Source organism: Williamsia sp. Y712 (assembly GCF_059445525.1).
In genome coordinates this window covers 304,590-329,224 of record NZ_JCAIUN010000004.1, presented here as the reverse complement: position 1 = coordinate 329,224, position 24,635 = coordinate 304,590, and the positions used below count along the sequence as shown (strand labels likewise).

The 24,635-nt window shown below is 64.3% G+C and carries 23 protein-coding genes and 1 pseudogene; 14 read left to right on the top strand and 10 right to left on the bottom strand.

Going from position 1 to position 24,635, the window contains the following annotated elements; translation table 11 throughout:
* The first annotated feature begins 110 nt into the window (after window positions 1-110).
* Entirely contained in the window at window positions 111-983 is an 873-nt protein-coding gene (locus AC1D75_RS24670) for a Bax inhibitor-1/YccA family protein (protein ID WP_495517965.1), read from the top strand.
* A gap of 83 nt (window positions 984-1,066) precedes the next feature.
* Here the strand turns inward: AC1D75_RS24670 and AC1D75_RS24665 are convergent, their stop codons facing one another.
* Both AC1D75_RS24665 and AC1D75_RS24660 read right to left on the bottom strand, forming a co-directional pair.
* On the bottom strand, window positions 1,067-2,287 hold the full coding sequence (locus tag AC1D75_RS24665; protein WP_495517964.1) for an acetyl-CoA C-acetyltransferase: 1,221 nt from the start codon (window positions 2,285-2,287) through the stop codon (window positions 1,067-1,069).
* Window positions 2,288-2,358: 71 nt separating this feature from the next.
* Window positions 2,359-3,297: an SGNH/GDSL hydrolase family protein gene (locus AC1D75_RS24660; protein ID WP_495517963.1), complete on the bottom strand. Its 939-nt coding sequence runs from the start codon at window positions 3,295-3,297 to the stop codon at window positions 2,359-2,361.
* Window positions 3,298-3,336: 39 nt separating this feature from the next.
* Here AC1D75_RS24660 and AC1D75_RS24655 point away from each other — a divergent pair, with 39 nt between their 5' ends.
* The 6 genes from AC1D75_RS24655 to AC1D75_RS24630 all read left to right on the top strand — a co-directional run bounded on the left by AC1D75_RS24655 (window position 3,337) and on the right by AC1D75_RS24630 (window position 10,752).
* Window positions 3,337-4,740 (top strand): cystathionine beta-synthase, encoded by a 1,404-nt coding sequence (locus tag AC1D75_RS24655; protein ID WP_495517962.1) that lies wholly within the window; start codon window positions 3,337-3,339, stop codon window positions 4,738-4,740.
* 78 nt (window positions 4,741-4,818) lie between these two features.
* The gene (locus AC1D75_RS24650; RefSeq protein WP_495517961.1) at window positions 4,819-5,991 is read left to right on the top strand and encodes a cystathionine gamma-synthase; all 1,173 of its coding nucleotides are present in this window, start codon (window positions 4,819-4,821) and stop codon (window positions 5,989-5,991) included.
* A 165-nt stretch (window positions 5,992-6,156) separates the two neighbouring features.
* On the top strand, window positions 6,157-7,305 hold the full coding sequence (gene ilvA / locus AC1D75_RS24645; protein ID WP_495518406.1) for a threonine ammonia-lyase: 1,149 nt from the start codon (window positions 6,157-6,159) through the stop codon (window positions 7,303-7,305).
* Between the two features lie 51 nt (window positions 7,306-7,356).
* Window positions 7,357-8,058, top strand: coding sequence for a Tellurium resistance (locus tag AC1D75_RS24640; RefSeq protein WP_495517960.1), 702 nt, complete (start codon window positions 7,357-7,359; stop codon window positions 8,056-8,058).
* 137 nt (window positions 8,059-8,195) lie between these two features.
* The gene (locus tag AC1D75_RS24635) at window positions 8,196-9,197 is read left to right on the top strand and encodes an AurF N-oxygenase family protein (RefSeq protein ID WP_495517959.1); all 1,002 of its coding nucleotides are present in this window, start codon (window positions 8,196-8,198) and stop codon (window positions 9,195-9,197) included.
* Window positions 9,198-9,201: 4 nt separating this feature from the next.
* Window positions 9,202-10,752, top strand: a complete 1,551-nt coding sequence (locus tag AC1D75_RS24630) for an FAD-dependent oxidoreductase (protein WP_495517958.1) — start codon at window positions 9,202-9,204, stop codon at window positions 10,750-10,752.
* A 66-nt stretch (window positions 10,753-10,818) separates the two neighbouring features.
* On the opposite strand, the gene greA is transcribed toward AC1D75_RS24630, so the two are convergent.
* The 4 genes from greA to AC1D75_RS24610 all read right to left on the bottom strand — a co-directional run bounded on the left by greA (window position 10,819) and on the right by AC1D75_RS24610 (window position 13,494).
* Window positions 10,819-11,313, bottom strand: a complete 495-nt coding sequence (greA, locus tag AC1D75_RS24625; RefSeq protein WP_495517957.1) for a transcription elongation factor GreA — start codon at window positions 11,311-11,313, stop codon at window positions 10,819-10,821.
* Between the two features lie 105 nt (window positions 11,314-11,418).
* A complete protein-coding gene (locus AC1D75_RS24620) occupies window positions 11,419-12,183 on the bottom strand; it encodes a queuosine precursor transporter (RefSeq protein ID WP_495517956.1) in 765 nt (254 codons plus the stop codon).
* A gap of 19 nt (window positions 12,184-12,202) precedes the next feature.
* Entirely contained in the window at window positions 12,203-12,895 is a 693-nt protein-coding gene (locus tag AC1D75_RS24615) for an LppP/LprE family lipoprotein (RefSeq protein WP_495517955.1), read from the bottom strand.
* Between the two features lie 170 nt (window positions 12,896-13,065).
* Window positions 13,066-13,494 carry a DUF4307 domain-containing protein gene (locus AC1D75_RS24610; RefSeq protein ID WP_495517954.1) on the bottom strand — a complete coding sequence of 143 codons (429 nt, stop codon included), beginning with the start codon at window positions 13,492-13,494 and terminating at the stop codon, window positions 13,066-13,068.
* Window positions 13,495-13,623: 129 nt separating this feature from the next.
* Here AC1D75_RS24610 and mca point away from each other — a divergent pair, with 129 nt between their 5' ends.
* From mca to AC1D75_RS24595, 3 genes and pseudogenes are all read left to right on the top strand, one after another.
* Window positions 13,624-14,490, top strand: coding sequence for a mycothiol conjugate amidase Mca (gene mca / locus AC1D75_RS24605; RefSeq protein WP_495518405.1), 867 nt, complete (start codon window positions 13,624-13,626; stop codon window positions 14,488-14,490).
* Window positions 14,487-14,708, top strand: a pseudogene (locus AC1D75_RS24600) (hypothetical protein); the annotation flags it as partial. The gene mca and the pseudogene AC1D75_RS24600, both read left to right, overlap by 4 nt.
* Window positions 14,695-16,734, top strand: a complete 2,040-nt coding sequence (locus tag AC1D75_RS24595; protein WP_495517953.1) for a thioredoxin domain-containing protein — start codon at window positions 14,695-14,697, stop codon at window positions 16,732-16,734. The pseudogene AC1D75_RS24600 and the gene AC1D75_RS24595, both read left to right, overlap by 14 nt.
* 20 nt (window positions 16,735-16,754) lie before the next feature.
* On the opposite strand, the gene rocD is transcribed toward AC1D75_RS24595, so the two are convergent.
* Together rocD and ddaH are read right to left on the bottom strand one after the other, a co-directional pair.
* Window positions 16,755-17,990 carry an ornithine--oxo-acid transaminase gene (rocD, locus tag AC1D75_RS24590; protein WP_495517952.1) on the bottom strand — a complete coding sequence of 412 codons (1,236 nt, stop codon included), beginning with the start codon at window positions 17,988-17,990 and terminating at the stop codon, window positions 16,755-16,757.
* Window positions 17,987-18,844, bottom strand: coding sequence for a dimethylargininase (ddaH, locus tag AC1D75_RS24585; protein WP_495517951.1), 858 nt, complete (start codon window positions 18,842-18,844; stop codon window positions 17,987-17,989). The genes rocD and ddaH overlap by 4 nt, the downstream gene beginning before the upstream one ends.
* A 124-nt stretch (window positions 18,845-18,968) precedes the next feature.
* Between ddaH and AC1D75_RS24580 the strand changes: the two genes are divergently transcribed.
* Both AC1D75_RS24580 and AC1D75_RS24575 read left to right on the top strand, forming a co-directional pair.
* Window positions 18,969-19,415, top strand: a complete 447-nt coding sequence (locus AC1D75_RS24580; RefSeq protein ID WP_482138247.1) for an Lrp/AsnC family transcriptional regulator — start codon at window positions 18,969-18,971, stop codon at window positions 19,413-19,415.
* Window positions 19,416-19,688: 273 nt separating this feature from the next.
* Complete coding sequence (locus AC1D75_RS24575) at window positions 19,689-20,789, top strand: 3-deoxy-7-phosphoheptulonate synthase (protein ID WP_495517950.1); 1,101 nt, start codon at window positions 19,689-19,691, stop codon at window positions 20,787-20,789.
* Here the strand turns inward: AC1D75_RS24575 and trhA are convergent.
* Window positions 20,782-21,408: a PAQR family membrane homeostasis protein TrhA gene (gene trhA, locus AC1D75_RS24570; RefSeq protein ID WP_495518404.1), complete on the bottom strand. Its 627-nt coding sequence runs from the start codon at window positions 21,406-21,408 to the stop codon at window positions 20,782-20,784. The two genes, AC1D75_RS24575 and trhA, sit on opposite strands and share 8 nt — an antisense overlap.
* Window positions 21,409-21,511: 103 nt before the next feature.
* On the opposite strand from trhA, the gene AC1D75_RS24565 reads away from it, so the two are divergent.
* Window positions 21,512-22,294, top strand: coding sequence for an isoprenyl transferase (locus tag AC1D75_RS24565; protein ID WP_482138251.1), 783 nt, complete (start codon window positions 21,512-21,514; stop codon window positions 22,292-22,294).
* A 31-nt stretch (window positions 22,295-22,325) separates the two neighbouring features.
* Here AC1D75_RS24565 and coaA read toward each other — a convergent pair whose 3' ends face one another.
* Window positions 22,326-23,258: a type I pantothenate kinase gene (gene coaA / locus AC1D75_RS24560; protein WP_482138252.1), complete on the bottom strand. Its 933-nt coding sequence runs from the start codon at window positions 23,256-23,258 to the stop codon at window positions 22,326-22,328.
* A 97-nt stretch (window positions 23,259-23,355) separates the two neighbouring features.
* Here coaA and AC1D75_RS24555 point away from each other — a divergent pair, with 97 nt between their 5' ends.
* Window positions 23,356-24,564 carry a DUF885 domain-containing protein gene (locus tag AC1D75_RS24555; protein ID WP_495517949.1) on the top strand — a complete coding sequence of 403 codons (1,209 nt, stop codon included), beginning with the start codon at window positions 23,356-23,358 and terminating at the stop codon, window positions 24,562-24,564.
* Window positions 24,565-24,635: the final 71 nt, after the last annotated feature.

Below are 24,635 nucleotides of genomic sequence, written 5' to 3'. Positions count from 1 at the left end.
GAGAAGGACAGCTGCCTGCGCGCAAGTTCAAGAGAAGGTAAAGTCGGAACTCGAACGTCACTGTGCTCGTTGAGTGGACATCAGCTTTGCAATGAGAAGGGACCAAAACGGTGCGTGAAAGCAGCAATCCGGTGATGCGCGGAGTCGTGCGCAGCAACCAAGGCCCAGGCGGATACGCCGGCTTTGGCGCTGGTGCGGCCGGCGCCGGCCAGGCCGCAACATGGAATCAGCAAGGGGGAGCGCCATCGGCCGACCCGTATGCGCGGCCGGGACAGCAGGTCGGTGCCCGGAACCTGACCATCGACGACGTGGTGACCAAGACGGCCGCCACGTTGGGCGTGCTGATCCTGTCGGCCGCCCTCTCCTATTTCTTCACCAGCCAGAACGAATCCCTCGCGACGCCGCTGATGCTGGTCGGCGCGCTGGGAGGCCTGGCGCTGGTGCTCGTCGCGACGTTCGGGCGCAAGCAGGACAACCCGGCCATCGTGCTCGCCTACGCGGTGCTCGAAGGCATGTTCGTCGGCACGATCTCGTACGTCTTCGCCAATTGGGTTGTCGCTGACGACGTCAGTGCAGGCGCGCTCATCGGCCAGGCCGTACTCGGAACATTCGGCGTGTTCGCCGGCATGCTCATCGTCTACAAGACGGGCGCCATCCGCGTCACCCCGCGATTCACCCGCATGATCTTCGCCGGCCTCGTCGGTGTGCTGGTGCTGATCCTTGGCAACCTGATCATCGGTTTCTTCAACGGTGGTTCGGGCCTGGGCCTGCGAGACGGCGGACCGATCGCCATCATCTTCTCGCTCGTCTGCATCGCGCTCGCAGCGTTCAGCTTCCTGATCGACTTCGACGCCGCCGATCAGCTGATCCGGTCGGGCGCTCCGTCGAAGGCCGCCTGGGGCATCGCACTGGGCCTGACCGTCACCCTGGTCTGGCTGTACGTCGAGATCCTGCGACTGCTGAGTTACTTCAACTCGGATTAGTTCTTCGAACCCCGTTCCAACAAGCGAAGCCCGCGACCGATCCGGTCGCGGGCTTCGCTGTCTTCAGAGGTGGTTGAAGCGGCTCAGCTGAGGCGCTCGAGAACCATCGCCATGCCCTGTCCGCCGCCGACGCACATGGTTTCGACGCCGAAGGTCTTGTCGTAGGTCTTGAGGTTGTTGATCAGGGTGGTGGTGATCCGGGCACCGGTCATACCGAACGGGTGACCCAGCGCGATCGCGCCACCGGAAACATTGAGCTTGTCGTGGTCGATGCCGAGTTCATTGGCCGAACCCAGGACCTGCACCGCGAAGGCTTCGTTGATCTCGAACAGGTCGATGTCGTCGATGCCCATACCGGCGAAACGCAGGGCTTTGCGGACCGCTTCGATCGGGCCCAGGCCCATGATCTCGGGCGAGAGACCGGTCGCTGCGGTGGCAACGATCCGGGCCAACGGGGTCAGGCCGAGGGCCTTGGCCTTGGTGTCGCTCATGATGACCAGGGCGGCGGCGCCGTCGTTGAGGGGACAGGCGTTGCCGGCAGTGACGGTGCCGTCAGGACGGAACACCGGCTTGAGCTGGCTGATCTTCTCGTAAGTCGTGCCCGCGCGAGGCCCGTCGTCGGTGGTGACGAGAGTGCCGTCGGCCAGCGTGATCGGGTCGATCTCACGGGCGAAGAACCCGGAGTTGATGGCTTCTTCGGCGCGGTTCTGGCTGCGCACACCCCAATGGTCCTGATCCTCGCGAGAAATGCCGGTGAACGAGGCGACGTTCTCGGCGGTCTCGCCCATGGGGATGTAGATGTCCGGCAGCAGCCCCTGTCCACGGGGGTCACTCCACTTGGGACCGCCACCAAGTGCGGCCTGCGCAGTCCGCTCCATCGCCACCGCGAACTCGGGGTTCTTGGTGTCGGGCCAGCCATCGGCGTTGCCCGTGGCGAAGCTCGAGACGCTCTCGACGCCGCCGGAGATGAAGACATCGCCTTCTCCTGCGCGGATCGCGTGCAGCGCCATGCGGGTGGTCTGCAAGGACGAGGAGCAGTAGCGGTTGACCGTGACGCCGGGGACCTGATCGAGTCCGGCGAGGACGGCCACGACGCGGGCCATGTTGAATCCGGCCTTGCCCGCGGGCTGTCCGGATCCCAGGTGCAGGTCGTCGATGTCGGCGCGGTCGAGTTCGGGGACCTTGTTCAGCACGGTCTCGACCATCTGGCGGGCCAGTTCGTCGGGGCGGACGTCTTTGAGTGAACCTTTGACGGCCCGGCCGATCGGTGAACGGGCGGTGGCGACGATAACTGCTTCTGGCATAAGAACTCCCTACGGTGCGCGTGGTTCTGCAGGTCAGTGTGATGCTGATCAAGTATTGACGTTACGCGTGGTCAACCCGACCATCGCTGGGCGGTCCGGTGCATCACAGCGCGGGCGCGGGTCGACCATTTGTTGTCTTCTGCGACGGCTGACACGACGGGTGGATCGGGCAAGGGGCCGGTGCCCCATTCGCCCAAGCGGGCCAGGACCGCAGGCAGCAGGATCTTCGCGGCAAGTTCGTAGCCGGCCGCCGACGGGTGGTAGTTGTCGGCTGAGAGCATTCGTTCGGGTGCCGCCAGGAACTCACGGACCAGCAGGTCTGCCAACGGCACCGCGGTACCACCGGCGGCGCGGGTCTCCGCCGCCTGAGCAGCCGCCAGCCGCAGACCCCACTGCCGGATGACCATTCGTAGCGGCTGCGGGATGGCGGCGACGACACCGAGGTCCGGGCAGGTACCGACCACCACGCGAGCCCCGGAATCCTCCAACCGCCGGACGGCTGCGCCCAGTCGCTTGGCCGAAGCGCGGATCCCGCTGGAGCTCGTCACGTCGTTGGCGCCGATGAAGATGATCGCGACGTCGGGTGGGGGACCGGCGATCAGCATCGCATCCACCTGACCGGTCAGGCTGCGAGACGTCGCACCGACGATCGCCTTGGTACTGAGGCGGATTCGGTGGCCGGTCTCGTTTGCCAGTTTCCGGGTGAGCTGCACGCCGGGTGTTTCGTCGGCGATCTCGGCGCCGAGTCCGGCAGCGGTGGAATCACCGAACACCATCAGATGCAGGTCGAAGTCGTCGCCGCGGCGATACCGGACCGGACCGAGGTCGTCCGGCCCGTAGATCCCGTCGCCGCCGGGCGGGTTGTCGGTGCGATGGGGGATGACGGTGCGGGCGTGCGCGGCCTGCCCGTTGAGGAAGGTGATGGCCCACCATCCGGCACCGGCTGTACCTGCGGTGGCGACGGTGGCAGCGGCGAGATCACGGGCCACTCGGCGCCTGGATGCGGACACAGCTCCAACATAATCGAAGCGGTCTGGGACGATAGAGACATGCGCATCGCAAGTCACGTCACCGACCTCATCGGCAACACCCCGCTCGTCCAGCTCAACTCGGTTGTCCCGGCAGGGTCGGGCCTGGTCGCGGCGAAGGTGGAATACCTCAATCCCGGCGGTAGCTCCAAAGACCGCATCGCCATCAAGATGATCGATGCGGCCGAGGCATCGGGCGAACTCAAGCCCGGCGGCACCATCGTCGAACCGACGTCGGGCAACACCGGCATCGGTCTGGCCCTGGTCGCCCAGCAGCGCGGTTACAAGTGCGTTTTTGTGGTCCCCGACAAGGTCGGCGAGGACAAGCGGAACGTCCTGAAGGCCTACGGTGCCGAAGTTGTGGTGTGCCCCACAGCAGTGGCACCGGAGCATCCCGACAGCTACTACAACGTCTCTGATCGGTTGACCCGCGAGATCGAGGGCGCCTGGAAGCCCAACCAATACGCGAACCCGGCAGGCCCCGAGTCCCATTACGAGACCACCGGACCCGAGATCTGGAACGACACCGACGGCAAGATCACCCACTTCGTCGCGGGTGTCGGCACTGGCGGCACCATCACCGGCACCGGCCGCTACCTCAAAGAGGTCTCCGGCGGCAAGGTGAAGGTCGTGGGCGCCGATCCAGAGGGTTCGGTGTACTCCGGCGGCACCGGGCGCCCGTACCTGGTCGAAGGTGTGGGTGAGGATTTCTGGCCCAGCGCTTACGACCCGTCGATCCCGGACGAGATCATCGCGGTCTCGGATGCTGATTCGTTCGAGATGACCCGTCGGCTGGCCCGAGAAGAGGGTCTGCTGGTCGGTGGCTCCTGCGGTATGGCCGTCGTGGCGGCACTGCGGGTCGCCGAACGCGAGGGTCCGGATGCGCTGGTCGTGGTGTTGCTGCCCGACGGTGGCCGCGGCTACATGGGCAAGATCTTCAACGACAAGTGGATGAGCAGCTACGGATTCCTGCGCACCCCGCTCGACGGCAAGGGCCAGTCCGAGCCGTTGGTCGGCGACGTGCTGCGCGGCAAGTCCGGTGCGCTGCCCGACCTGGTGCACACCCATCCGCAAGAAACCCTGCGCGATGCGATCGAGATCCTGCGTGAGTACGAGGTGTCTCAGATGCCCGTGGTCGGGGCCGAACCGCCCATCATGGCCGGTGAGGTCGCCGGTGCTGTGAGCGAGCGTGAGCTGCTCAGCGCGGTGTTCGAGGGCCGGGCCAGCCTGGCCGACCCGGTCAGTGCGCACATGGGAAAGCCCTTCCCGTTGATCGGCTCCGGCGAGCCGGTGTCGACAGCAACCAAAGCACTCGGTGACACCGATGCGCTGATGGTGGTCGAGGACGGCAAGCCGATCGGTGTCATCACCCGCCACGATCTGCTGGCGTTCGTCAGCGCGGTCGGTGCGTCGGCCATCGGCTGACGCGCGTGATCGTCGGGGCCACTGGCTGACCGTCAGGGCGATCGGGGCAACGATTTTCGGGGCACTAGGCTGGTTGCCATGAGTGAGCAGCGCAGTAAGACCGACTCGCACAACTGGCAGGGATTTGCCACCAAGGCGATTCATGCCGGATACGAACCGGATCCGCTGACCGGTGCGGTCAACGTGCCGATCTACGCGAGTTCCACCTTCGCCCAGGACGGCGTCGGCGGAATGCGCGGCGGATTCGAGTACGCCCGTACCGGAAATCCGACCCGTCAGGCGCTCGAGGCCAACCTCGCGGCCCTCGAAGAGGGAAGTTTCGGTCGGGCGTTCGCATCCGGCATGGCTGCCACCGATGCGTTGCTGCGGGCCACCCTGCGTCCGGGCGACCACCTGGTGATCCCCAACGACGCCTACGGCGGCACGTTCCGGTTGATCGACAAGGTCTTCTCGCAGTGGGGGATCGAATACTCGGTGGCACCGGTCACCGACGTCGACGCGGTGCGGGCGGCCATCCGACCCAACACGAAGCTGGTCTGGATCGAGACCCCGACCAACCCGTTGCTCAACATCGGCGACATCGAGGCACTTGCCGGTGTTGCGCACGAGGCCGGCACAAAGCTCGTGGTGGACAACACCTTTGCCTCGCCGTACCTGCAGCGTCCGCTGACCCTCGGTGCCGATGTGGTGCTGCACTCGACCACCAAGTACCTCGGTGGTCATTCGGATGTGGTCGGTGGCGCGCTGATCACCGACAACGAGCAGCTCGACACCGATCTGGCGTTCCTGCAGAACGGTGCCGGTGCGGTGCCCGGACCGTTCGACGCGTACCTGACCATGCGTGGCATCAAGACGCTCGCCGTCCGGATGGACCGGCACAGCGACAACGCCGAGCGGATCGTCGACTTCCTGCTCTCGCACCCGAAGATCGATTCGGTGCTCTACCCGGGATTGGCGAATCACCCGGGCCACGCCGCAGCGGCGAAGCAGATGAGTCGCTTCGGCGGCATGATCTCCGTGCGGGTGGCAGGCGGACTCGAAGCCGCCCAACAGTTCTGCGACCGCACCGAGGTGTTCACCCTGGCCGAGTCGCTCGGAGGTATCGAGTCGTTGATCGAACATCCCGCCGCGATGACCCATGCGTCGACCGCAGGGTCGCTGCTAGAGGTCCCCGATGACCTGGTCCGGCTGTCCGTCGGCATCGAAGACATCGGCGATCTGCTCGGGGATATCGAAAACGCCCTGGGCTGATACCGATCAGCTTTCGTATTCGCTCCGCTCACCTGCGTTCGCTCCGGTTGCCCCGGAGCCCACGCGGGCGAGCGGAGCGTTTTCTGTGTCGAGGGGTGGCAAGCTGAGCCTGTGAGCATTGATCAGGCGTCCATCGATCGGGCGGTGCAGTTGCTGGCACCGGTGATGCGTCGGACGCCGGTGGTGGCATCGCGGGCGTTGTCTGAGCGTTGTGGCCACGATGTGTGGCTCAAGTGTGAAAACCTGCAGCGCACAGGATCTTTCAAACCTCGTGGCGCGTATCTGCGCATCTATGGACTCAGTGAGACCGAGCGTGCCAGGGGCGTGGTCGCGGCCAGTGCGGGCAACCACGCGCAGGGTGTGGCCTGGTCGGCCGGGACCCTGGGTATCGCATCGCGTGTGTACATGCCCACCGGTGCCTCGCTGCCGAAGATCGCCGCGACCCGTGCCTACGGCGCCGAGGTGATCCTCGAAGGCGAGACCGTCGACGAGAGCCTGGAGGCTGCGGCCCGCTATGCCGCAGAGACCGGCGCCATCATGATCCACCCGTTCGACCACCCCGACATCGTGGCCGGACAGGCGACGGTTGGAATCGAGATCCTCGAGCAGTTGCCCGACGTCGGCACCGTGCTGGTACCCCTCGGCGGCGGCGGACTGCTCGCCGGTGTGGCCGCCGCGGTCAAACTGCATCGCCGGGAAATACGCGTGATCGGCGTCCAGGCGACGTCCGCCGCGGCCTGGCCCGATTCGCTTGCCGCAGGTGAACCGGTCAAGGCTCAGTCGATGAACACCATGGCCGACGGCATCTCGGTGGCCATGCCGGGGGCGGTGCCGTTCGCGCATGTGAGGGACCTGGTGGACGAGGTTGTCACGGTCGGCGAGGAATCGATCTCCCAGGCGCTGCTGCTGGTGCTGGAGCGGGCGAAGTTGGTTGTCGAACCGGCCGGGGCGACGGCGGTCGCGGCGCTGACGAGCCTGGACGATCTCGAACTCGACGGACAGGTCTGCGTGGTGCTGTCCGGCGGCAACATCGACCCGCTGCTGTTGACCCAGGTGACCACACATGGCCTCCACGCTGCGGGAAGGTATCTGACGATCACGGTGACCGTGTCGGACCGCCCCGGCGGCCTGGTGTCGTTGCTCGAATTGTTGCGCGACCTGAACGTCAGTGTGGTCGACGTGATCCACTCGCGGGTCAGCGGCGAACTCAGCCTCGGGGAGGTCTCGGTGACGGTCAGTCTGGAGACGAAGGGGCCCGATCACCAGACGAGGGTGCGGGCTGCGCTCGCCAATGCCGGCTATTCGGTGGCCTGATCTACCACGCTTCTGTCCGATTCTCCCTCCAGTCGCACTAGGCTTCCGGGTATGGGAATCGACTACACGAAGCGCGCGAAACCGACACAGCAGCCCGCTCCGGCCGCACCACCGCCGTCGACTCCACCCGCTCCGGTGCCTGCAGCACCGCCCGTCCAACTGAGCAAGATCACGTTGACCAAGGCGCAGCCGACCGTGAACCTTGCGAAGTCGGGCGCTTCCGGCGGCACCATCCGCGTAAACCTGAATTGGGCGCAGTCGGCACCCACCGGCGGATTCTTCAAACGCAAGAGCTCCGTCGACCTCGACCTTCGATGCCTGTATGAGCTGGCCGATGGGACCCGCGGCGGCATCGGGGCACTCGACCGCAACTTCGGCTCGCTGGAGAAGCCGCCGTACATCAAGCTCGACCAGGACGACCGCTCCGGTAGTTCTGCAGGCGGCGAGAACATGTTTGTGAACCTGGCCGACCCGTCGGTCTTCCGGCGCATCCTGATCTTCGCCGACATCTACGAGGGCAGCCCGAACTGGGCGGCGGTCGACGGTGTGGTGACGGTCGAATCCCAGTTCGGTCCGCCGATCGAGGTGCGGATGGACTCGGCCAAGAACAGTCTGCGGACGGCGTCCATCGTTCTCATCGAGGTCGGCGGCAGCGGTGTGACTGTGACTCGTGCGGTCGAGTATTTCTCCGGCGGCGACAAGATGGACAAACACTTCCGGTGGGGCCTCAACTGGGGACGCGGTAGCAAATAAACCCAGGTCGAAGCCCGGTCTGCTCGTCAAATCGCCGGGATCCGGCGTGACAACGCTCGTTGATTTAACAACGGACGTTGACAAGTTCGCGTCGGCCTTCTAGCGTCATGTGAACATGTTGCAGCGAGGAGGCGCAGATGACTGAAGCGTTGAAGTATGTCCCAGAGCACGCCAAGGTGGCCACCGGCGACAACTACGACCAGGTTCTCGATGATCTGTCCAGCGCATCGGTGCACCGCAACTTCGATCCGTACATCGACATCGACTGGGACGCGCCGCACATGGCGGTCGTCGACAACGACCCCCGGTGGGTGCTGTCCAGGGACGTCGACCCGATCGGCCGGCACCCCTGGTACCAGAATCTCCCGCTCGACAAGCAGATCAAGATCGGCATGTGGCGGCAGGCGAACGTTGCCAAGGTTGGTCTGCAATTCGAGTCGATCCTCATCCGTGGACTGATGCAGTACAGCTTCAAGCTGCCCAATGGTGCGCGCGAGTTCCGGTACACCACGCATGAGTCCAAAGAAGAGTGCAACCACACCCTGATGTTTCAGGAGTTCGTGAATCGCACCGGCGTCGATGTGCCCGGCGCGAAACTCGGATACCGGATGATCTCCCCGCTGGTGCCGCTCGCGTCCACGATCTTCCCGAGCCTGTTCTTCTTCGGTGTGCTCGGCGGCGAAGAGCCGATCGACCATATCCAGAAAGACTTCCTGCGCAACCGGGATGAGATGCACCCGACCATGATGGCCGTGATGCAGCTGCACGTCGCCGAAGAGGCACGGCACATCTCCTTTGCCCATCACCTGCTGCGCGAGACGGTTCCGAAGAAGAACTTTTTCCAGCGGTTCCTGCTGTCGCTGATGTTCCCGATCATCATGCGTGTGCTCTGTGGTGCGATCGTGGTGCCGCCCAAGGCTTTCCAGAAGGACTTCGATGTTCCCGATGAGGTCATGAAGGAACTGTTCTGGAAGTCGGACACCTCGAAGGAGTTCCTGCACAACGTCTTCGGTGACGTCCGCATGTTGGGGCAGCAGTGTGGTCTGATGAATCCTTTCTCGCGATTCCTGTGGAAGATCCTGGGTATCGGCGGACGTCCGTCGCGGTTCCGTAGCGAACCCGCCTACTCGGTAGCGTAAGTCCGTGCCGCACGTTGTCACCCAGGCGTGTTGTGCCGACGCCTCCTGCGTCTACGCCTGCCCGGTCAATTGCATCCATCCCACGCCGGACGAGCCCGATTTCCTGACCTCGGAGATGCTGTACATCGATCCGGCGACCTGTGTCGATTGTGGAGCCTGCGTCAGCGCCTGCCCGGTCGGGGCGATCGTCCCCGGCCATCGCATCGAACCACAGGACGAGCGTTACCTCGAGATCAACGCCGCACACTACGACGCCGTGTCGCCGGCCCCGGTCCGATTCCCGGTCGACGAAAAGCTGCGCTTGCCCTTGGCGCCCATCAAGAAGCCCAAGCCGATCGACGTACCGGGCGGCGGTGACATCCGGGTGGCGATCGTGGGGTCGGGACCGTCTGCGATGTACGCGGCCGATGAGTTGCTGCGGTATCCGGGCGTTCACGTCACGATGTACGAACGCCTCGACAAGCCCTTCGGTTTGGCCCGCTATGGCGTTGCGCCCGATCACCTTTCGACCCGCAAGGTGATGTCGCTGTTCGACGAGATGGCTCGTAACGATCGCCTCGACATCATGCTCAACTGTGAGGTCGGCCGTGATGTCGCGCTCGACGATCTGCGCCGTGATTTCCATGGCGTGATCTATGCCGGTGGCGCGAAAACCGATCGACGACTACACATTCCTGGCATCGGCCTGGAGAACGTGACCAGCGCAACCGAATTCGTCGGTTGGTACAACGGTCATCCGGACTTCGCCGATCGCGTTTTCGATCTCTCGCATCGGCGGGTGGTCGTCATCGGCAACGGCAACGTGGCACTCGATGTCGCGCGGATCCTGACCACTGATCCCGAAGCGCTTGCGTCGACCTCGATTTCGCCGACGGCGTTGTCCGCCCTGCGGAACTCGAAGGTCGAAGAGGTGCTTGTCGTTGCGCGCCGCGGTGCGGCCGACGCCGCGTTCACGCTGCCGGAACTGGTCGGGCTGGCCGACCGCGGGGCCAACGTGACGGTCGATCCCGAACTTCTGACGTCCTTCGGTTCACCTGATGACCACACCGTCGCGGCCAAACTCGACCTCCTGGCCGAATTGTCGCGGCGCACACCACGATCGGGACCTGTGATCAGGTTCGCTTTCTTGCGGTCACCGCAGGAGATCATTGCAGATGCGGACGGATCGGCCGCGGGCGTCACATTCGGGATCAATCGACTCGATCCCCGTGAGGATTTGTCACCGAGGGGTGGGATCGAGCCGACAGGGGAGAGTGAGACGGTCGAAGCCGGCCTGGTGCTGACCTCGATCGGCTACAAGGGTGTCGAGGTGGCCGGTTTACCCTTCGACAGCGAACGCGGTGTCATCCCCAATGATCAGGGACGCGTGATCGAGAACGGCATGCCGATGACCGGCGTCTACGTCACCGGTTGGATCAAACGTGGCCCGTCGGGCTTCATCGGTACGAACAAGTCCGATTCGGCGGAGACGGTCGCGCAGCTGCGGGCCGATCTGGAGGCAGGACTGTTGTCGGTGCCGGTCACGCCGAAGCGTCGGCGCCTGTTGTCGCGCTGATACGAACACAAAAATGAGCCCTCAACGGTGAGCGTATAGCTCGCCGTGAGGGCTCATTTTGTTTGTTCAGTTGTGGTACGGCTCCGCGCTGACGAGCGTCACCGAAACGGTGGCGCCGCTGGGCACGGTGTACTTGCGGGTATCGCCGACCTTGGCGTCGATGAGCGAGCCGCCCAGCGGCGACTTCGGTGAGTACACCTCGAGCTTGTCCTCCGACGATCCCTGCTCGCGCGTGGCGATCAGGAAGGTCTCGGTATCGGACTCGTCGCCGTTGTAGTACACCTTGACGACGGAACCCGGCAGAGCCACACCGGACTGCGTGGGTGTCTCGCCGACCTTGGCGGTGTTGAGTAGCTCCTGGAGCTGCCGGATGCGGGCCTCTTGCTGGCCCTGCTCGTCACGGGCAGCGTGGTAGCCACCGTTCTCCTTGAGGTCTCCCTCTTCGCGACGCTCGTTGATCTCGGCGGCAATCACCGGACGGTTCGCGATGAGCGCGTCGAGCTCCTCTTTGAGCCGATCATGGGACTCCTGGGTAAGCCAGGTCACCTCGGTGTCGGTCATGCTCGATCACTCCCTCTCGTTAAATGCAGCAACACGGCCCCTCTCGGAACCGTGTATCAGCCAAGAGTAGCAGGTCACATGTACGGATCTCGAACTCCTAGGAAATTATGCCCCTTGGGCAAGGTTGGATCGGTAGGTTGGTTCGCGGTTCTTGAGCCAGCGGATGGCCGCGTAGGTCAGCGGCATGATTGCGATCTCGACCAGGGTCTTCCAGATGAAGCCGATGAGCGCGTAATTCAAGAAGTCGGACCACGTCGAGATGCCCAGTGCGGTGGCCGCGATCGCGCAAAAAACCAGCGTGTCGAAGAACTCACCCACCACGGTGGAACCGAGGAGCCGGGCCCACAGGTGTTTCTCACCGGACCGCGCTTTCATCTTCACCAGGACCCAGGAGTTGAGGAACTCGCCGACGACATAACCGGCCAGGCCGGCTGCCAGGAACTGGGGGATCACGCCGGCGACGGTCTCGAAGGATTCCTGACCGTCGTAGAAGTCGGCGGCAGGCAGCTTGATGGTCAGCCAGAAGCAGAAGGACGCGATCAGCAGGACAAAGAAGCCGGCGAGAATGGTGCGTCGCATCGCGCGAAAGCCGTAGACCTCGCTGATCACGTCGCCGAGGACGTAGGCGAGGGGAAAGAGGTAGAAGGCGCCGTCGGTGACCAGGCCGTCCATGGACAGCGGGCCGAGGTCGAAGTGGAGATCGGAGAACAGCACCACAGCTTTGGTGCCGGTGATGTTGCTGATCATCATCACGCCGACGAAGAGGGCGACGAGCATCGGGTAATACGGACTTGCGATGGTGGCAAACGCCGGACTCGTTCCCTTGGCGGTGAGCGAGTCCGGCTGCCCAGACCTATGTGTGGATGTCATGGGTGCCGATTATGGGCGATCAGCATCCATTCGGTGTCAACGCCCCGGGGAGTTCGCCGATTCTCTCCACTCCGGAACCGGTCCAGCGGTAGCTGACGGCGACCTGTCCCTGCGGGTCGGCGTTGGGTTCGTCGCCGACGATGTAGCGGTAGGTGACGTACACCTCGTTGTCGTCGGAGCTGGTGACGGTCTGGTACGAGAGGTTGCAGGCAGAGCCGACGGAGACGCCGTCGTAGAAAAATGCCAGCTGGTAGGGCGACGACACGGTGCCACCATCTGTTTCCAGGGCCACGTACGTGAATCCCGAGCAGCTGAAGTCGGACTCCGCGGCCACCCAACGGCCACCGGGTACCGGCGGGGCGATCTGGTCGATCGCCGAGTCGATGATCGCGGCGGTATCAGCCGGATCGCACGAGTTGTCCGGACCGGGGTTGCCGCCCGGATCGTTCGGATCGGTGATGTCGGCAGGCGGCGCGGTGATGGTTGCGCCCTGCCCGGCCGGCTCCGTCGTTCCGGGCGTCTCCGTGACGGTCGATGTCGAAAACGCCGATGAGGCCGACCTGCCGTCGCCGGCGTTGCTGTCAGAGTTCGAGTCGTCGGAGTTCGAGCACCCGGAGATGCCGGCAATCAGTACCGCAGCCGCACACCCGGCCATCCACGTGCGGGCCGACGACCTGGTTGCCGAAACAGGGTTGTCCACAGTCTTTTTCATCGATTGATCCTTTGGTTGCCGACCCACTTGCTCCGTCGTGACAGGCGGCGAAAAAGTTAGTCACAGGAAGGCATCGAATTTCCGACGTCGAGAGTGTGCGCAGGTGAACCGGCCCGAGGGACCATCGGTGATGTCGGTCGACTGAACGACCCGTGGCCGGGTGGTTCAGGTCAGGGTGCGACCAGATACTCCGGGACCGTCGTGCTGCATCCGTAGACCTCGCCGACCACGGGGGCTGCCGAGGTGTTGACGACCTCGGACGTCGAGTATCGGGATTCGGTGGACGCCGGGATGTAGACCTCACGGCGGCCGGTCTCACTGCCGTCCAGGGATCGGGCACGCAAGATGCAGGTGGCCGGAACGCCGGGATCCTTGCGGGTAACTGTGAACTTCACCTCAACACTGGTGTCGTTCAGGATCTCGTAGCCGGCGGCTTCTCCGGAGATGTCGGGGTCGGAAAAGTTGTTGTAGCCAACCCACGCGATGAGCACGCCGAGGGCGATGACCAGGGCAGTCAGGCCTATCGACCACACGCGGCGAGAGCGTGGTGAGCGGTCGGTGGGGTAGCGCCCCGGCGGTGGTGTGCGAGGGCTTGTCATGTGTTCATACCTACCATGGAGGTGAAACCGGGTCCCGGTGCGCCATGGCCGGTGCCGACGGTGGGAGTATTGAACCCGAATATCGGGCTGTTGTGAAGGTGAGGAAATCGCGTGGTTGGACTACGACTGATGGCGGTGCACGCGCACCCCGACGACGAGTCCAGTAAAGGCGCGGCCACGATGGCCAAATACGCCGCCGAAGGACACGACGTTCTGGTGGTCACCCTGACCGGCGGTGAACGCGGCGACATCCTCAATCCCGCGATGGATCTGCCGGGCATCGTCGAGCGCCTGCCGGAGGTTCGTCGAGAAGAGATGGCCAAGGCAGCGGCCGCGCTCGGTGTCCGCCAGCAATGGTTGGGCTTCGTCGACTCGGGTCTGCCCGAGGGCGATCCGAAACCGCCGGTTCCCGAGGGTTCGTTCGCGGCCATCCCGCTGGAGATCCCCACCGAGGCGCTGGTCAAGGTGATCCGCGAGTTCAAGCCACACGTGATGATCACCTACGACGAGCACGGTGGCTATCCGCATCCCGACCACATCCGCGACCATGAGGTGTCGATGGCCGCCTACGAGGCCGCTGCCGATCCCGAACAGTTCCCCGACGCCGGAGAGCCCTGGGCGGTGTCGAAGATCTACTACACCCACGGATTCATTCGCGATCGGATGATCCTGTTCTCCGACGAGTACGAGAAGATCGGCAAAGAGAGTCCCTTCGCCGAGTGGTTGTCGAATTGGGATCCCGAACGCGGGAACACGATGGGCCGGGTCACCACGCAGGTGACCTGTGGCGACTACTTCCCGAAGCGCGATGAGGCGCTGCTGGCCCACGCCACGCAGATCGATCCCAACGGAATCTTCTTCGCGGTCCCGATGGACTGGCAGCAACGACTCTGGCCCACCGAAGAGTTCGAGCTGGCCAAGACCCGCGTCAAGACCGCGATTCCCGAGACCGATTTGTTTGCCGGAATCACCGCTGATGAGGAGGTTGTGGGATGAACATGACCTATGCCGCAGCGCAGTTGACCGACGTACTCGCCGCCCCCGAAGGCCCCGAGTTCGGCAAGGCATCCCCGCTGGGTTTGCTGGTGGTCGTTCTGCTGCTGGTGGGAACAGTTTTCTTGATCTGGTCGATGAACCGGCACCTCAAGAAACTGCCGAAGAAGTTCGACTGGGACCATCCTGAAGACGATCAGGCCGCCGATGACGGGACCGATGGTGACCCGAGGCAGCAACAGTCTCGCTGAGGCGACAAGCCCCTATCTGCGCCAGCACGCCGACAATCCGGTGCACTGGCAGCAGTGGAGCGCCGACGCCCTGGACTGGGCGCGCGAGCGCGACGTGCCGATCCTGTTGTCGGTCGGCTACGCGGCATGCCATTGGTGCCACGTCATGGCGCACGAGTCGTTCGAGGACCAGACCACCGCAACGGTGATGAACCGCCACTTCGTGTGCATCAAAGTCGACCGCGAAGAGCGGCCCGACATCGACGCCATCTACATGAATGCCACGGTCGCGATGACCGGCCAGGGCGGGTGGCCGATGACCTGTTTCCTGACGCCGGATGGTGAACCCTTCTACTGCGGCACCTACTTCCCGTCGGTACCGCGGCACGGTCTGCCGTCGTTTGTGCAACTCCTCGACGCGATCACCGAGACCTGGAACTCCAAACGGGACGAGGTCCACCGGGTGGGGGCCGCTGTCGCCGAGCAACTCGCGGCAAACGCTGCCGGCCTGCCGGATCCGGAACTCGCCCTCGACAATCAACTACTCGCATACGCCGTGACCAAGGTCCTCGAGGACGAGGATCGCGACTACGGCGGATTCGGTGGCGCCCCGAAGTTTCCGCCGTCGGCGTTACTCGAAGGACTGATCCGCGAATCAGAACGCACCGGCGACCCGAGAGGTCTCGAGACGGCGGACCGCACCGCGTCGGTGATGGCCCGCGGGGGTATCTACGATCAGCTCGCCGGTGGTTTCGCCCGGTACGCGGTGGACCAGGACTGGGTGGTCCCGCATTTCGAGAAGATGCTCTACGACAATGCCCAACTCCTGCGGGTGTACGCGCACCTGGCACGCGTCACCTCAGATCCGTTGGCGCAGAAGGTCACCGAGGAGACAATCGGTTTTCTGGAACGCGACCTCAAGGTGATCGGCGGATTCGCCTCAGCTCTCGATGCCGACACCGACGGTCGTGAAGGCCTGACATATGTGTGGACGCCGCAGGAATTGGTCGATGTACTCGGGGACGCAGACGGGAAGTGGGCAGCGCAGCTGTTCACCGTGACCGCGGCGGGCACCTTCGAAGAAGGTGCGTCGACGTTGCAACTACGCGCGGACCCCGACGACATCGGCCGGTTCGAGTCTGTGCGGGCGCGGTTGTCGGTTGCTCGGGCGTTGCGACCGCAACCGGGGATCGATGGCAAGGTGGTGACCGGCTGGAATGCCATGGCCATCACCGCACTTGCCGAAGCCGGCGCCGGACTCGAACGTCCGGAGTGGATCGATCTGGCCACCTGGTGCGCCGGGGAGCTGCTCGCACGTCATCAGCCTGATGGACGGCTGCGGCGGTCCTCACTCGATGGTGTGGCCGGTGCGCCACTGGCGATGCTCGACGATCACGCCGCACTGGTCACCGCGCTGCTGGCGCTCTATCAGGTGACCGGAGAACAGGATTGGCGAGATCGTGGACTCGATCTCCTCGATCGCACGATTGATCTTTTTGCAGACCCGGAGGTGTCCGGGTCGTGGTACGACGCCGGATCGGACGCCGACGCGTTGCTGACACGGCCGCGGGATCCGATCGACGGGGCAACACCGGCGGGCACCTCGTTGGTGGCCGAGGCGCTGCTGACCGCCGCGCCGCTGGCACCGATCGATCGCGTCCCGCGTAGTGCCGATGCCTACATGGCACTTGCGGACGACACCCTGGCCCGGGGGTCCGTGCTGCTGGCGAAGCTGCCGCGGTCGGCGGGGCATTGGCTGGCCATCGCGTCCGCTCGTCTGGCCGGGCCACTTCAGATCGCGGTGTCGCAGCCCGACGTCGACTCCACCGGACTGCTCACCCAGGCGCGTGCGCGAGCGCCTGGCGGAGCCATCGTGGTCGGTGGCGTCGTCGATTCTCAGCCGCTACTGGCCGGACGGCCCCCGGTGAACGGTGAAGCAGCCGCCTATGTCTGCCGTGGATCGGTGTGTGGGCTCCCGGTCACCACCGCCGAAGGACTTGCAGCGCAACTGGCCTGACCCCGACGAGTGGGCGGGGATCAGGCGTGTAGAACCGCTGCGAACTGATCCATCGCCCAATCGATTTCGTCGATCGTGATGACAATCGGTGGCGCAAATCGCAGGGTGCTGCCGTGGGTGTCCTTCGCCAGCACACCGCGCTCGGCCAGTTTCTTGCAGAGATCCTTGCCCGTGCCCAGTTCCGGATCGACATCGACGCCTGCCCACAGGCCGAGCCCCCGGACCGCGATGACACCGCCTGGGATCATCGCCCGTAGCCGGTCGTGCAGATGTACGCCGAGCGTGGCCGCACGATCCTGCCAGTAGCCGGTACCCAGCATGTGCACCACCGTCGAACCGACCGCGGCAGCAAGGGGATTGCCGCCGAAGGTCGAGCCGTGCTCGCCGGGACGAAGTACCCCGAGGACGTTGCTGTCGCCGACCACGGCCGACACCGGAAGTACGCCGCCGCCCAGGGCCTTGCCCAGCGTGTAGAGGTCGGGGACCACGCCCCAATGGTCACAGGCGAAGGTGGTTCCGGTTCTGCCGAGACCGGATTGGATCTCATCGCAGATCATCAAAATATTTGCGGTGGTGCAGAGTTCACGAACATCGGCGAGGTAGCCGTCCGGTGGGACGATGATGCCGGCCTCACCCTGGATCGGTTCGATCAGTACCGCAACGGTGGTGTCGTCGACGGCGGCGGCCATAGCCGCGGCGTCACCGAATGGAACAATGCGGAATCCGGGTGTGAACGGACCGAAACCGGTGCGGGCGATCTCGTCGTCCGAGAAACTCACGATGGTGGTGGTCCGGCCGTGAAAATTGCCCTCCGCCACCACAATCGACGCCTGACCTGTCTGCACACCCTTGACCTCGGTACCCCACTTGCGGGCCACCTTGATGGCCGATTCCACCGCTTCGGCACCGGTGTTCATCGGCAGCACCATCTCCTTGCCACAGAGTGCGGCCAGATCCCGGCAGAAAGGGCCGAGACGATCGGAGTGAAAAGCCCTGCTGGTCAACGTGAGACGGCCGAGTTGGTCAGTGGCGGCGGCGATGATCTCCCGATTGCGATGGCCGAAGTTGATCGCCGAATACCCGGCCAGGCAATCGAGGTAGCGGCGGCCTTCGACATCGGTGATCCAGGCGCCCTCGGCGGTGGCCGCGACAACGGGGAGCGGTGAATAGTTGTGTGCGGCAAAGTCGTCGACCAGGGTGATGTGTTCGGCTGAGGAGATGATCGGATCGAGGGAATGGGTGATGTCGATGGTCATGGCTCGACCCCGTCTCTTCGTAGCTCGAGTGTGCAGCATTTGACGCCGCCGCCGCCCTTGAGCAATTCGGACAGGTCCACCCCGATCGGATTGAACCCGGCTGCGGTCAGGAGTGCTGCCAGATGTGGTGCGTCGTCGGTCATCACAACATTGAGACCGTCGGAGACCAGGTTCAGTCCCAGCACTGCGGCGTCGGCGGCGTCCGCCGCGATCGCGGTGGGGTAGAGATCTGTGAGGAGGCGCTGTGCGCTCTCGGAGAACGCGGCGGGGTAATACGTGATGGTGTCGGCATCGAGCACACCGAGTGCGGTGTCGAGGTGGTAGTACCTCGGATCCACGAGTTCGAGGCTGATCACCGGGAGTCCGGTGAGGTGCTGCACCTGCTGGTGGGTGGTGCGGTCCGTCCGAAAACCGGTGCCCGCCAGGATGCGATCGCCGACCACCAGGAAATCGCCTTCGCCCTCGTTGATTCCGGAGACCGTCCGTACCGGCCCCAGGCCGGATTCGTTCATCCAGGCCGCATAGGCGGCAGCCTCGGGTTTGCGCTGTGGATGGCGGAACTCGGCCGCGATCGCGACGCCGCCTGCGATCAGTCCTCCGTTGGCCGCGTAGACCATGTCGGGTAGCCCCGGAACCGGGGGTATTTCTGAAACAGAATGTCCCAGTTGGATATACGTCTGGCGGAGCTTGTCCCACTGTTGGTAGGCCCGTGCGGTGTCGACGGCCACGTTCGGGTCCATCCACGGGTTGATCTGGTAGGTGACCTCGAAGTGGACCGGCGAGGTCATCGCGTACCTGCGCGGTGAGGCGACTCGATCGGTTCTGGTGGCATGCGCGAACTCGGTGATGGTCACTCATTGATCGTAGGAAGCCCCTGTGACGCAATCAATCTGCGTGCGTTGTGTTGAGGCCAACTATCTATTGCGCAATCTGGCACAATGGAAAGATCTGTTGCGTGAAGCGAAAGAGGGGTGGCCGGTGGCTGAGCTGGACGAGATCGACGAGGCGATTTTGGGCGCTCTGACTCGTGATGCACGGCAAACCTATGCGCAGATCGGGGAGTGCGTGCGGCTGTCGGCCCCGGCTGTGAAGCGGCGGGTGGATCGTCTCGTGTCGTCGGGTGTGATCCGCGGATTCACCGTCGTCACCGATCCGGCGGCGCTCCAATGGACCACGGAGGCGTACGTCCAGGTGTTCTGCCGGGGCACCATCGCCCCGGACATCCTCGCCAAATCGTGGGAACACATCTCCGAAGTGGTCAGCGCTGCCACGGTCACCGGTCCGGCCGACGCGATCCTGCGGGTGGTCGCGCGCGATGTCCAGCACCTGGAGGTGGCCCTCGAACGGATCCGGGCCGCCGAGACCGTCGATCACTCCGAGAGCATCATCGTGCTGTCCAGGGTGATCGATCGAGGTCACCCCTGAGGGAGTCATCGGGCCGGAGCATTCCTGCGGTGGACAGGCGTTTTGGGTGGCAGGTGAGCGCCGTGCTACGTTGGCCGGCGTGAACATCATTTGTGCTGGTGCCTATTGGCGCTTTATCGAGGCTCCGGGTGGAGCCGCCGATACTGCGCTGTACTAAACGCGCGCCAACACCCGGAGCCCCGAGCAGTGACCACCATGGTCGCTGCTTTTTTCTTTGTCAGGGCACCGGTTACATGAGTGCAGGTGCTCGCCGAAATCAGGAAGGCACGCATCATGAGTAGCGAAACCACCACCCCGCAGGCCGAGCAGGCGACCTTGGTCGGACCTGAGACGTCCGACCGTCGTATCCGCGCCTTCCGCGAGATCCCGTCACCGAACACCGTGCGGGCCGAACTGCCGTTGACCGATCGCCGCGCCGCCGTCGTGCAGCGCGATCGCGATGAGATCGCCGACATCCTTGCCGGACGCGACGACCGCCTGCTCGTCATCGTCGGACCGTGTTCGGTTCATGACACCGTTGCCGCGCTGGACTACGCACGTCGCCTCGCGTCGCTGGCCGTCGAGCACGCCGACCGGCTCAAGATCGTGATGCGGGTGTACTTCGAAAAGCCTCGCACCACCGTCGGATGGAAGGGCCTGATCAACGACCCGGGCATGGATGGTTCGTTCGACGTCGAGCGCGGTCTGCGTACCGCCCGCGCGTTGCTCCTCGACATCATCGACCTCGGTCTGCCCGTCGGCTGCGAGTTCCTCGAGCCGACGAGTCCGCAGTACATCGCCGACGCTGTCGCATGGGGCGCGATCGGCGCCCGGACCACCGAGTCGCAGGTGCACCGCCAGCTCGCGTCGGGTCTGTCGATGCCGATCGGCTTCAAGAACGGAACGGACGGCAACATCCAGGTTGCCGTCGACGGAGTGAAAGCTGCTGCCGCCGAGCACGTCTTCTTCGGTGTCGATGACTTCGGCCGGGGCGCGATCGTCGAGACCGCGGGCAACGAGGACTGCCACGTCATCCTGCGAGGCGGTACATCGGGACCGAACTTCGCCGTCGACTCGATCACCGCCACGCTCGCTGCACTGGCCAAGGCCGGACTGCCGGAACTGGTCATGGTCGACTGCTCGCACGCCAACTCGGGCAAGGACCACATCCAGCAGGCCGTGGTCGCCACCGACATCGCAGAGATGATCGTCGGTGGTCAGCACGGTATCAGCGGCGTGATGTTGGAGAGCTTCCTTGTCGCGGGTGCGCAGTCGCCGGACGCCGAGGTGCTGACCTACGGCCAGTCGGTCACCGACAAGTGCATGGACTGGGATGCCACGGTTGCTGTGGTGCAGACACTTTCGGCAGCCAAGGCCCCGACCGCCGCTATCTGAACAGCACCACCCACACCGCGACGTAGTGGACCAGCGCCGCAATGACGGTGCAGGCGTGGAAGAACTCGTGGTGGCCGAAGGTGCTCGGCCACGGGTTGGGCCACTGCGTCGCGTAGAGGACACCACCGACGGTGTAGAAGAATCCGCCGACGGCCAGGAGTACCAGCACGGTGACACCCACCGAGTCGATGAGCGTCGGTGCGACGGCAATGATCGTCCAGCCAAGGATGATGTAAAGCGTCACACCGAGCCAGCGCGGTGAGCTGGGCCAGAGCATTTTGAGGGTGACCCCGGCCAGTGCCCCGGCCCACACGATGATCAACACCACCGTCTGGGTGGGCGGCTCCAGCCCGATCACGCAGAACGGTGTGTAGCTGCCCGCGATGAAGATGAAAATCATCGAATGGTCGGCCCGCTTCATCCACATCTTGGCGGCGTCGGTGGTCCAGTTCACCCGGTGGTAGGTGGCGCTGACCCCGAAGACCCCGCAGACCGTCAGTGCGTAGATACCGCAGGCCAAGGCGGCCATCGGGCCCACCATCGCCCACGCGACGGCGACGAGCACGATCCCGGTGACGATGGCGGTGAAGCCGGCGTACAGGTGAATCCAACCCCGCATGCGGGGCTGCAATTCGGCGAGTCGTGCGAGTTCGGAGGAGACCACAATCTACGGTAGCCCAGGTAAGCATCGACCGATCTCCACGCCGCGTAAGGTGTACCCAGTGAAGCTGATTCCCGACGCCATGCGTGGACCCATGTACCGGGTCTACGAGCGTCGGCTCACCCACTATCTCGATCCGGAACGTATACCTCGTCACATCGCGATCATCTGTGATGGCAACCGTCGATGGGCACGTGAGGCCGGGTTCGAGAACGTCAATCATGGGCATCGGGTCGGTGCGCAGAAGATCGCCGAAGTTCTCACCTGGTGCAGTGAGCTCGACATCTCGACGGTCACCATCTACCTGCTCTCGACCGAGAACCTCAGTCGCGACACCGAAGAACTCGGCGCGCTGATGCAGATCGTCCCGGACATCGTGGAGGAGATCTCCGCGCCCGGTCAGCCGTGGCGCGTGAAAGTGGTTGGCGCGCTTGATCAACTGCCGGTCGAGGTGTCGAGTCGGCTGAAGGCCGCCGAACAGCAGACCGCAAGCCGGGTCGGCCCGACCGTGAACGTGGCGGTGGGCTATGGGGGTCGCCAGGAGATCGTGGACTCGGTGCGTTCGCTGCTCACCGACCGGATCGCGGCCGGCGATACCCCTGAAGAGTTGGTCGATGCGGTCACCGTGGACGCCATCGACCAGAATCTCTACACCCGCGGCCAGCCTGATCCCGACCTGGTGATCAGAACATCTGGTGAACAACGCCTTTCGGGCTTTCTGCTCTGGCAGAGCGCGTACTCCGAGATCTGGTTCACCGACGCCTATTGGCCGGCGTTCCGTCGCGTCGACTTCCTGCGTGCGCTCCGTGACTACGGTGCCCGCAGCCGCCGATTCGGTAAGTGAGCGCCGGGGTTCCGACAGAACCCCGTTGTCCTCAGATCTTGCGTAGACGCACCCGATTGATCGCGTGATTGGCGTCCTTGCGAAGCACCAACGTCGCCCGGGGACGCGTCGGCAGGATGTTCTCCACCAGATTCGGCCGGTTGATGCCGTTCCAGATGTCGCGGGCCGCCAGTGTCGCCTGATCATCGGTCAGTGACGAGTAGTGGTGAAAGTGTGAGTTCGGATCGGCGAAGGCCGTGGTCCGCATGGCCAGGAACCGCGTGATGTACCAGTCCTCGATGTCTTCGATCCTGGCGTCGACATAGATCGAGAAGTCGAAGAGGTCCGACACCATCAGCCGGGCTCCGGTCTGCAGCACGTTGAGTCCCTCGACGATGAGGATATCGGGTTGGCGCACATGGTGTTTGGTGCCGCGGACAATGTCGTAGGAAACGTGCGAATACACCGGAGCCGAGACATCGCGGGCACCGGACTTCACCTCGGTCACGAATCGCAGCAGGGCCCGGCGGTCATAGGACTCGGGGAAACCCTTGCGGTGCATGATTCCGCGGCGCTCCAACTCCGCGGTGGGGTAGAGGAATCCGTCCGTGGTGATCAGGTCGACGGTGGGGTGGGATTCCCAGCGGGCGAGTAGCGCCTGCAACACGCGGGCGGTGGTCGACTTTCCCACCGCCACGCTGCCTGCGACACCGATGATGAACGGCACCTGTCGCTCGGGTTTGCGTTCGCCGAGGAAGGTGGCCGTCGCGGCGAACAGGCGTTGCCGGGCAGCAACCTGCAGGTGGATCAGACGAGAGAGCGGCAGGTAGACATCCGCGACCTCGGTGAGGTCGATCTGTTCGCCGAGGCCGCGCAATTCGCGCAGCTCACTCTCGGTCAGCACCATCGGCATCGATTGGCGCAGATCTCGCCACTGGCGGCGATCGAGTTCGATATACGGACTCGGCTCGGTTATCCGTGACATGTCAACTTTCGATCCGTGGGACCCGCGGCATGGAGTCATCCTTGCGAATGCATCCGAGGGCAACAACTCCGGGGTCACTTCGGTAGCGTTTGACCCCATGCACAACGAAGCGATCACGTCGCGGTATCTGCGGCTGGGCCTGGCATTTGATCGTCTCGAAGAGGGTTTCGTCGACGCGTTCACCGGTGATTCGGCATTGCGACGAGAGGTCGAGAACGCCCCGGCACCCGATCCGAGAGACCTTGCCCATCAGGCGGCTTCGCTGCGCGATGAACTCCCTGGCGCCGGATTGGGTGAGATACGCACCGAGTTCGTCGATTCGGCGCTGCGGGCACTCGAATGTTCGGCGCGAAAGTTCGCAGGCGATGACATCGGGTTCGTCGAGGAAGTCCGCAACTATTTCGACGTCGACATCACGATGGGTGATCCGGACACCTATCGCCGCGCCCACACCGAACTGGATGAGTTGCTGCCCGGCACCGGTGATCTCGCAGAGCGCTACGCCGCGCACAAACGGGCCGAGGAGATCCCGCAGGACCGGGTCGCCGAGGTGGTGTCGGCGTTCAGCGGCGCACTGCGGGAACGGGTGCGGGGTACCTACGCGCTGCCAGAGTCGGAGTTCGTCGACTTCGAGGTGGTCAGCGACAAGCCGTGGTCCGGCTTCAACTACTACCTGGGCGACTACCGGTCCAAGGTTGCGATCAATGGTGATCTCACCCAGCACATGTCGTCGCTGCCGCACCTCATCGCACATGAGGCGTATCCGGGTCACCACACCGAACACTGCCGAAAAGAGCAATTGCTGGTCGGTTCCGGTCAGGTCGAGCAGTCGATCTTCCTGGTGAACACCCCGCAATGCCTGATGGCAGAAGGTCTCGCCGACCATGCGCTGAGCGCCGCGATCGGGCCCGAGTGGGGCCTGTGGGCGCAGGACATCTACGCCGACCTCGGATTGCGGTTCGACGGTGAGCGCGCCAATGCCATCGGCAGGGCCACCGCTGGATTGCTCGGCGTGCGCCAGGACGCGGCACTGCTACTGCACGACCGCGGCGCCGATCAGGACACCGTTGCGACGTATCTGCAGACCTGGCTACTCGCCACCGACGAACGGGCCCGGCAGATGCTGCGTTTTCTGTCGTCACCGTTGTGGCGGGCGTACATCAGCACCTACGTCGAGGGGTACCGCCTGCTGCAGGAGTGGTTGGACGTCGCGCCTGCGGCGGATCGGCTGGTGCGCTTCGGCCGGCTGCTCGACGAGCCGCTGACACCGGGGCGACTGCGGGCGGAGTTGGCTACCGGGGTGTAGCCAAGTTGGCGCGGAAAAGCAGCACGGAGGGCGGCGAATAATAGGGCATGTAATCGGTGTCCGCCCGGTCT

Coding starts and splice junctions, on each gene's coding strand:
- coaA (WP_482138252.1), bottom strand. CDS start 23,258: ATGTCACGGATAACCGAGCCGAGTCCGTATATCGAACTCGATCGCCGC.
- AC1D75_RS24640 (WP_495517960.1), top strand. CDS start 7,357: ATGGGAATCGACTACACGAAGCGCGCGAAACCGACACAGCAGCCCGCT.
- AC1D75_RS24610 (WP_495517954.1), bottom strand. CDS start 13,494: ATGACAAGCCCTCGCACACCACCGCCGGGGCGCTACCCCACCGACCGC.
- AC1D75_RS24650 (WP_495517961.1), top strand. CDS start 4,819: ATGAGTGAGCAGCGCAGTAAGACCGACTCGCACAACTGGCAGGGATTT.
- AC1D75_RS24620 (WP_495517956.1), bottom strand. CDS start 12,183: ATGACATCCACACATAGGTCTGGGCAGCCGGACTCGCTCACCGCCAAG.
- trhA (WP_495518404.1), bottom strand. CDS start 21,408: ATGCGGGGTTGGATTCACCTGTACGCCGGCTTCACCGCCATCGTCACC.
- AC1D75_RS24615 (WP_495517955.1), bottom strand. CDS start 12,895: ATGAAAAAGACTGTGGACAACCCTGTTTCGGCAACCAGGTCGTCGGCC.
- AC1D75_RS24655 (WP_495517962.1), top strand. CDS start 3,337: ATGCGCATCGCAAGTCACGTCACCGACCTCATCGGCAACACCCCGCTC.
- ilvA (WP_495518406.1), top strand. CDS start 6,157: ATGCGTCGGACGCCGGTGGTGGCATCGCGGGCGTTGTCTGAGCGTTGT.
- mca (WP_495518405.1), top strand. CDS start 13,624: ATGGCGGTGCACGCGCACCCCGACGACGAGTCCAGTAAAGGCGCGGCC.
- AC1D75_RS24595 (WP_495517953.1), top strand. CDS start 14,695: ATGACGGGACCGATGGTGACCCGAGGCAGCAACAGTCTCGCTGAGGCG.
- rocD (WP_495517952.1), bottom strand. CDS start 17,990: ATGACCATCGACATCACCCATTCCCTCGATCCGATCATCTCCTCAGCC.
- greA (WP_495517957.1), bottom strand. CDS start 11,313: ATGACCGACACCGAGGTGACCTGGCTTACCCAGGAGTCCCATGATCGG.
- AC1D75_RS24555 (WP_495517949.1), top strand. CDS start 23,356: ATGCACAACGAAGCGATCACGTCGCGGTATCTGCGGCTGGGCCTGGCA.
- AC1D75_RS24665 (WP_495517964.1), bottom strand. CDS start 2,287: ATGCCAGAAGCAGTTATCGTCGCCACCGCCCGTTCACCGATCGGCCGG.
- AC1D75_RS24635 (WP_495517959.1), top strand. CDS start 8,196: ATGACTGAAGCGTTGAAGTATGTCCCAGAGCACGCCAAGGTGGCCACC.
- AC1D75_RS24575 (WP_495517950.1), top strand. CDS start 19,689: ATGAGTAGCGAAACCACCACCCCGCAGGCCGAGCAGGCGACCTTGGTC.